We start from the raw sequence: 6,032 nt of genomic DNA, 5'->3' as shown, positions 1-6,032 counted from the left end.
AAGTATTGCTAGAGCGTCGGGAGCTGATTCATGGGTTGACGAACTTCTATTGGTGGCAGGAGGCAGTAAGTTAATTATGGGTGATTAAACGGATTTGATATTATTTTAGAATCCCACTCAAAGCATGTATCCCTCTTTTATCACTTTAGGTAGATAAAAGAGGGATATGTCTTCCAATGATGAACCTATCCTGTTGATCGGCTTGTCTGTCATACCCAAATTTGGCGTAATTAAAGTCCAGTGCGCCATAGCCTCTTAGGCTTCCGAGTGACCCATGAAAACATTTACTTCCCTGTTACCAACTTACGACTTCATACACGCGTCATTTCACTGTGTTTTCACATTTTTTTGTCACTGTTATCGTGCTTGTTCGGTCGAACATTTGTAATATGATCCAGCCACAAGTATTATCATAAGCCCAGAAGTTCTTACGTCGACTTAAATTTATTGCATGAACCTTTTCTAAAGGAGTTTTTAGTGAATAAACTTGTCATCTGGGGCATCATTACCTGTGGTCTAATGGTCGGTGCGACATCAGCGTGTCAATCCACACAAGAATCAGTCGACAATAATCAGCCTGCAGAAGAATCGGCAGACAATAACCCATCCACACAAGAATCAGCGGCCAACAATCAGTCTGCAGAAAAATTGGTGGAAGTTAAACTGAACGATGATATTGACGAATCCCGAGGCTATTGCCTAGATATCGCTGGTGGACGCGGTACCAAAGCACCTATAGAAAAAGGACTGCAAGCGCACACCTGCTACGATTACACGGGAGGTCTTCTAGAAGATCAAAGTTTTGATGCTTCGCTTATTGAACAAGGACAATTTAAGATACCGTACTTCGATGTTTGTATGACAGCTTCATCCACAGAAGCCGGTGCTAATCTTGAGCTGGCTACCTGTGACAGTACAGATACACAAAAGTTTTCACTAGAGTCTAACGGAAACCTAACTTTGCAGGCAGCTCCCGAGTTATGTGTCACAGTTAGCAGCACTGAAAAGAAAGAGGGGCGGGGCGCAACACCTGTTCATGTGATGCGACCTCTGTCACTACAACCATGCAGCGCAGACAATGTAGAGTATCAAGCATGGTCGACTTTTAGCTTGTAGATTCAGACATTGCGGCTCTGGTGCGTGGTGTCAAAGCGGAAGATATACTTTTGGTGCTACTCGCAACATACTGCTCTGAAGCTTCAGTGTAGAGTGGTCGGATTGCTGAATTCCTTAAAGGAACGAAACAATGGCAAAATGCGTTGACCAAGTTTATGCAACCGATTTTCTTGACATTGGTTGTAGTGGAGAACTCGATGCTAAATTGCTTCCTGCGCGAGTGATCCTTACCGATCTACACAATAAGACAAATTGAATGATAGCTCAGTCTACTCTCAGGTTTTCACGTTACTCTATAAGTACTGAGCTTGGGTGAAGTTCATTACCAAGGGCTAAGCGACTCAAATTTAGCCAAACATGATGTTCTGTAATCAGTCATGGGGTAATGTACGGGGGAATGACTGATACGATTCCCCACGGCTGACCTCAAACGGAGGTAACCGTATGAAGTACCCAACTCTAGTATTAGCAACCCTGCTAACAGCCTTCTCTGTTGATGTGGCCGTTGTTAAAGCAGAAAACGTTGCGCAAGTTCAACCTGACGAACCCATTTTATTAGCCGGTAGGCATCGTCGTGGTGGATTTAAACATCGGCGACGGATTTATCCACGTCGTTTTAGAAGATTTCCTCATCGCAATTTTCGGCATCGTAATTTTAGATCTTTCCCGGGACGGTCTCACCATAGATCTATTCACCGTCGTCGTTTTGGTCGACGCTTTTATCCTAGTTTTCGACACTACCCTCAGTATCGTAGACGGTATCGCCATTACTCTCCCTACTACTATCCTTCCTCACGGAGGCTGTTCCTGTATCGCTCTACCTTCCCCGGTCGGCGCTCCTATATTGCGCCAGAACATATCGGTCCAGAGGGTCAATACGATCACCAAGGGTTGGCTAAGCGGGTGATCTTAGGGATGGTTGCAGATCCAGCCCTGAAACCCTTATTAGCAACGTTGGATATTCAACAACAAGGAGACAAAGTATTGCTGAGCGGTGAAGTTCCTGAGCAGGGTGCTTTAGACAAAATGGTTGAGCTAGTCAAAAACACTAAGGGCGCGAGAACAGTTGATATCACTGAGGTGGTCGTGCTGTCTGAGTCTGAATCGGAGGGTGGATGATCGACTAGATACAGCAATAGGGATTTATTCTCATCACAAGCTAACCATGCTTATTCTTTAATATTTCCAAAATTGCCTCCATAGCATCTACAACTTTCTGACATTTCTGTGGATCGAGGGCATCGGTATGGGGCGAAGCAAACTGACCTTTGTCGTTATCGAAATACTGACCTGAGGCAGCCGTAAATTCATCTGCTAGGGCTGCGCGAGTTAATATATCTGCGCCAATCCGCAGATCTCCTCCAGCTACGCCAAAGCCCTCTTTCACCATCTTGCTGCCCAGCATGGACCCAGGATTGACCGCGATTATGGTAAGGCCATCCCCCTGAGGTGAAAGAGCCAACCTTCGAGACCACATAGTCAGGGCTAGCTTGCTTTGGGCATAGGCAGTGAAGTCTTCGGTGAGCTGGACTCGTCCAGTCAAGGCCTCTAGATTCACTGGAGACTGGGCTGCGGAGGATACGTTGACGATCCGTCCAGAGGGTGTCATCAGAGGACGAAGTTGCTGGGTGAGGAGATAGGGTGCGATCGCATTTACAACAAAGCGGACATCCAACCCTTCTGGTGTAACCGTATTAGGCGTTTTGAAGACCCCTGCATTGTTAATCAGAATATCCAAGGTAGGGTGGTTTTTAGCCACCGCCTGAGCCAATGATGCCACATCAGTTATTCGAGACAAATCAGCAACATAGGTTTCAACACTGTCTGGCAAAGCGGAGAAGGATTTTGCGGCTACCTCCAGCTTAGTGGGGTTGCGTCCATGCAACAGTACTCTGTGGCCTTGTGAGACCAATAGTTTGGCTGTTTCTAAGCCGATACCATCGGTAGAACCGGTAATTAAAATCGTTTTTGTCATGGTTTTGGCTTTCTCAATTACTGGAGGCCGTGAATTCTGGCAAGATATCGTCGGCCAGACGTTTTAGAGTTGTTTCAATATCCGCTTGGTTAAATCGCAGGTTCAGTGCTACATGGTTCATGCCGATTTGCTCCAGGGATTTGAGATAAGCCCGCAGATGGTTTACGCCTAACCGGAATCCCAGATGGATCGGTTGTGGTCGGGTATCGGGGTCTTCGGTTAGATCTATATACAGCGGCTGCATGATCGGTTTGTCAGCACCGCCAATCGCTTCCACCCGTGCCTGCCAATCGCGAATGACGCGTGCTTGCATCACCGTATCGCGTGGATAGGTCATCCAACCGTCTCCGTTCCGGGCAATCCACTCAGGGGCTTGCTGACTGCCTCCGGTAATCAGGAGGGGTAGTTTCCCAGAGGTGGGTTTGGGCAGCATGTCCATCCCACTATTCGGGCTGCCAAATGCATTGTCAAAGGTGGGGGATGCTTGACTCATCTGCCGGATGTAGTCAAAGCTCTCTCGAAACATAGCTCCACGCTGCTCAAAGGAAAGATTAAGGGCTGGATACTCTTCGGGTCGATCTCCCGAAGCCACCCCTAGAATGAGCCGTCCCCCTGACAGGACATCAGCAGTAGCAGCAGCTTTAGCTACATGGGCCGGATGTCGTATGGGCAGAATGATGCTGGCAACCCCGAGGGCAATGCGCTGAGTTTGGCCTGCCAATAGCCCTAGATAAACAAAGGGGTCGTAGGTCTGCCCCGCATCTCCAAAGGAGGGCACGTTGAAGGGCACATCCCGTAACCACACCGCCGCAAACCCGAGTGCTTCGGCGAGCTGAATCCGCTCCAGATGACGTTCCAGGGTGGGGACTGCCCCCCTTGAGTAGGTCTCGATGGGGACCACGAGACCGAGGCTTAATCGGTTGGGACGGAATACGGTGTTGTAGGCCCGATTAATGGGCTGAAACCCGATATCTTCCACAGGCTTGTGAGTCTTGCATTCTGTATTCATTATTTGATCTCCTGCACACTAATAACCATCTCTTGCCAATTGTGTTGATTGTTCATATCGAACTGGGCACCGTTTTCATCTGCCCAGGTAAAGCGCTTTAAGGCCGGGGTTTGGCTGGTGGCCTGATACAGCCAATAGGCTTCTTCCTGCAGGGCTTCGTCAATGGGTTTGTCGATGGAGGCGTAGACGCTTTGTTTGCAGGCGTTGATCGATTCTGCGGGCCAGAGGGCGATCCGGTTCGCCAAAGCTTCCACAAACGGGCCAATCTCCTCTGGGTCGAGGGCTTTGTTGATAGTGCCATAGGCTTCGGCCTGGTCGGCATCAAAGTCTTTGGCCCCTAAAATAATTTCCAGGGCTCGCCCTAAGCCGATCTGACGGGCCATCCGCGATGCGCCACCCCCACAGGGGAGGATGCCCATGGCAACTTCCATCTGCATAAATTTAGCTTTACCTCGGGCGGCAAATCGCATATCGCAGGCCAGGGCAAATTCGTGACCGCCACCGCGGGCAAAGCCTTCAATCTTGGCGATGGTGGCCTGGGGTAGCTTGCTGATTCGCTCTAGTACCACCTGTAAATCGAGGAGTTTAACTTCGTCGCGAGAGACTGGGATCGCAGACATGTCTTTGAGGAAATTCGTGTCGGCATGGGCCACAAAAATTTCGGGATGGGCGGATTGAAACACCACGACTTTGATGGTGCGATCTGTTTCTAGCCTTTGGGCCAGCATATTGAGATCGGCTAGCATCGGCAGGCCCTGAATATTAACAGGGGGATAGTCGAAGGTGACCCAAGCGATGGCGTTTTTGATTTCAACGTTAAACGTGGTGTAACTCATTTGCGATTTCCTTATTTAGTGATGAATTGGGATGAGTTGTTTGGAGGTGAAAGATTTGCGATCGCACCTGCAATTCTTTCCGACCATCAGACCCGAAGCCTTCGTTGAAGCAGGGGTAACCGCTCCACGACTTCAGGCTTTTCGTGAATCGATGGGAGTATTACTGAGGGTCGTCCGTGTCAATTGGCACGGTTACTGCTTGGGCTAGGACGAAACGACGTTATATTTGCCCTGAGCGCGCACGTAGATAACGCACTCCTCTTTGGCTTCGCAGGAGACTTGATGCACTGTCTCCCCTTCCGAGCCAAAATAGCTGCCTGGCTCTAGGACGTTGGTCTGACCCGAGTGGAGGCTGGGTTGCCCCTGAATCACAACCGCACGGAAGGTGGAGGCTTGGCTTTGTATTTCTCCCGTAAATCCGGTGGGCAGCTTAATTAAGGTGCCGTTCAACTGTTCGTCTTGGGGGTTACCCCAGAGAAAGGCCATCTTGGCTCCGGCCAGCATTTCAGGCTGATCGACCCAGGTAATATTCGATGCATTTAGCCACACCAGATTCGATCTATCAACATTAACAGGCCGTTCACCATTGTCAAACGCTGCTTCCGGTGGGCGAACAAGATAGGGGCCTTCCTCAATCTCTATATACGCCAGGTTATTGCTATCGTCGGCAGCAGTAACGTGCACTTCTCCAGCGGGTTGGGTCCAGAAAGACCCTGCTGGCAACCACATCTTATGGGCACCTGGATCATCGTTGTGAAGGAGACCCTGAATAACCATGCCCTTATAGGTGACATTGTGAATATGAGGGGGCGACGAGAAGCCATCCACAAACTCCACGAGAAATCCAGATGGCCCTGAGCCAGTACGATCGCCCCAAAGCTGCCCCGCCTTTGGGCTTTTGTCGCCACGGGCGGGGTTAAGTGGTCCCCACTGAACATCAGACATTAGGAGAATCTCGGTGGTAGCTTTCAGTTTTGGAGCAAGGCTTTGGGATGAAACCAGCGTGTTACCCAGGACGGTAAGGGCGAAGGCCAGTGCCAGGATGAAAACTGTTTTGATGTTCTTGAGCATTTTGATCCCTCCAAGCGTGTGAAAA

General features: G+C 49.5%; 7 protein-coding genes. 3 read left to right on the top strand and 4 right to left on the bottom strand.

Going from position 1 to position 6,032, the window contains the following annotated elements; all coding sequences use genetic code 11:
• Positions 1–477: 477 nt before the first annotated feature.
• Positions 478–1,116 carry a ricin-type beta-trefoil lectin domain protein gene (locus Q0986_RS13270; protein ID WP_299411010.1) on the top strand — a complete coding sequence of 213 codons (639 nt, stop codon included), beginning with the start codon at positions 478–480 and terminating at the stop codon, positions 1,114–1,116.
• A 444-nt stretch (positions 1,117–1,560) separates the two neighbouring features.
• Positions 1,561–2,235, top strand: a complete 675-nt coding sequence (locus Q0986_RS13265; RefSeq protein WP_299411007.1) for a BON domain-containing protein — start codon at positions 1,561–1,563, stop codon at positions 2,233–2,235.
• A 40-nt stretch (positions 2,236–2,275) separates the two neighbouring features.
• Here Q0986_RS13265 and Q0986_RS13260 read toward each other — a convergent pair whose 3' ends face one another.
• Genes Q0986_RS13260 through Q0986_RS13250 form a run of 3 tightly spaced genes read right to left on the bottom strand, consistent with a single transcriptional unit; the run spans position 2,276 to position 4,936 of the window.
• The gene (locus Q0986_RS13260) at positions 2,276–3,091 is read right to left on the bottom strand and encodes an SDR family NAD(P)-dependent oxidoreductase (RefSeq protein WP_299411005.1); all 816 of its coding nucleotides are present in this window, start codon (positions 3,089–3,091) and stop codon (positions 2,276–2,278) included.
• A gap of 13 nt (positions 3,092–3,104) precedes the next feature.
• Positions 3,105–4,100: an LLM class oxidoreductase gene (locus Q0986_RS13255; RefSeq protein ID WP_299411003.1), complete on the bottom strand. Its 996-nt coding sequence runs from the start codon at positions 4,098–4,100 to the stop codon at positions 3,105–3,107.
• On the bottom strand, positions 4,100–4,936 hold the full coding sequence (locus Q0986_RS13250; protein ID WP_299411001.1) for an enoyl-CoA hydratase/isomerase family protein: 837 nt from the start codon (positions 4,934–4,936) through the stop codon (positions 4,100–4,102). Before Q0986_RS13250 ends, Q0986_RS13255 begins: the two co-directional genes overlap by 1 nt.
• A gap of 31 nt (positions 4,937–4,967) precedes the next feature.
• Between Q0986_RS13250 and Q0986_RS13245 the strand changes: the two genes are divergently transcribed.
• Positions 4,968–5,144, top strand: coding sequence for a hypothetical protein (locus Q0986_RS13245; protein WP_299410999.1), 177 nt, complete (start codon positions 4,968–4,970; stop codon positions 5,142–5,144).
• Here Q0986_RS13245 and Q0986_RS13240 read toward each other — a convergent pair.
• Positions 5,141–6,013, bottom strand: coding sequence for a DUF4437 domain-containing protein (locus tag Q0986_RS13240; RefSeq protein ID WP_366918584.1), 873 nt, complete (start codon positions 6,011–6,013; stop codon positions 5,141–5,143). The genes Q0986_RS13245 and Q0986_RS13240 overlap by 4 nt on opposite strands.
• Positions 6,014–6,032 lie beyond the last annotated feature (19 nt).

The sequence above is a fragment of the Acaryochloris sp. IP29b_bin.148 genome, from assembly GCF_028285565.1.
GTDB lineage: Bacteria > Cyanobacteriota > Cyanobacteriia > Thermosynechococcales > Thermosynechococcaceae > Acaryochloris.
Note: the sequence above shows the minus strand (reverse complement) of the source record. Positions and strands in the feature narration are given on the sequence as shown.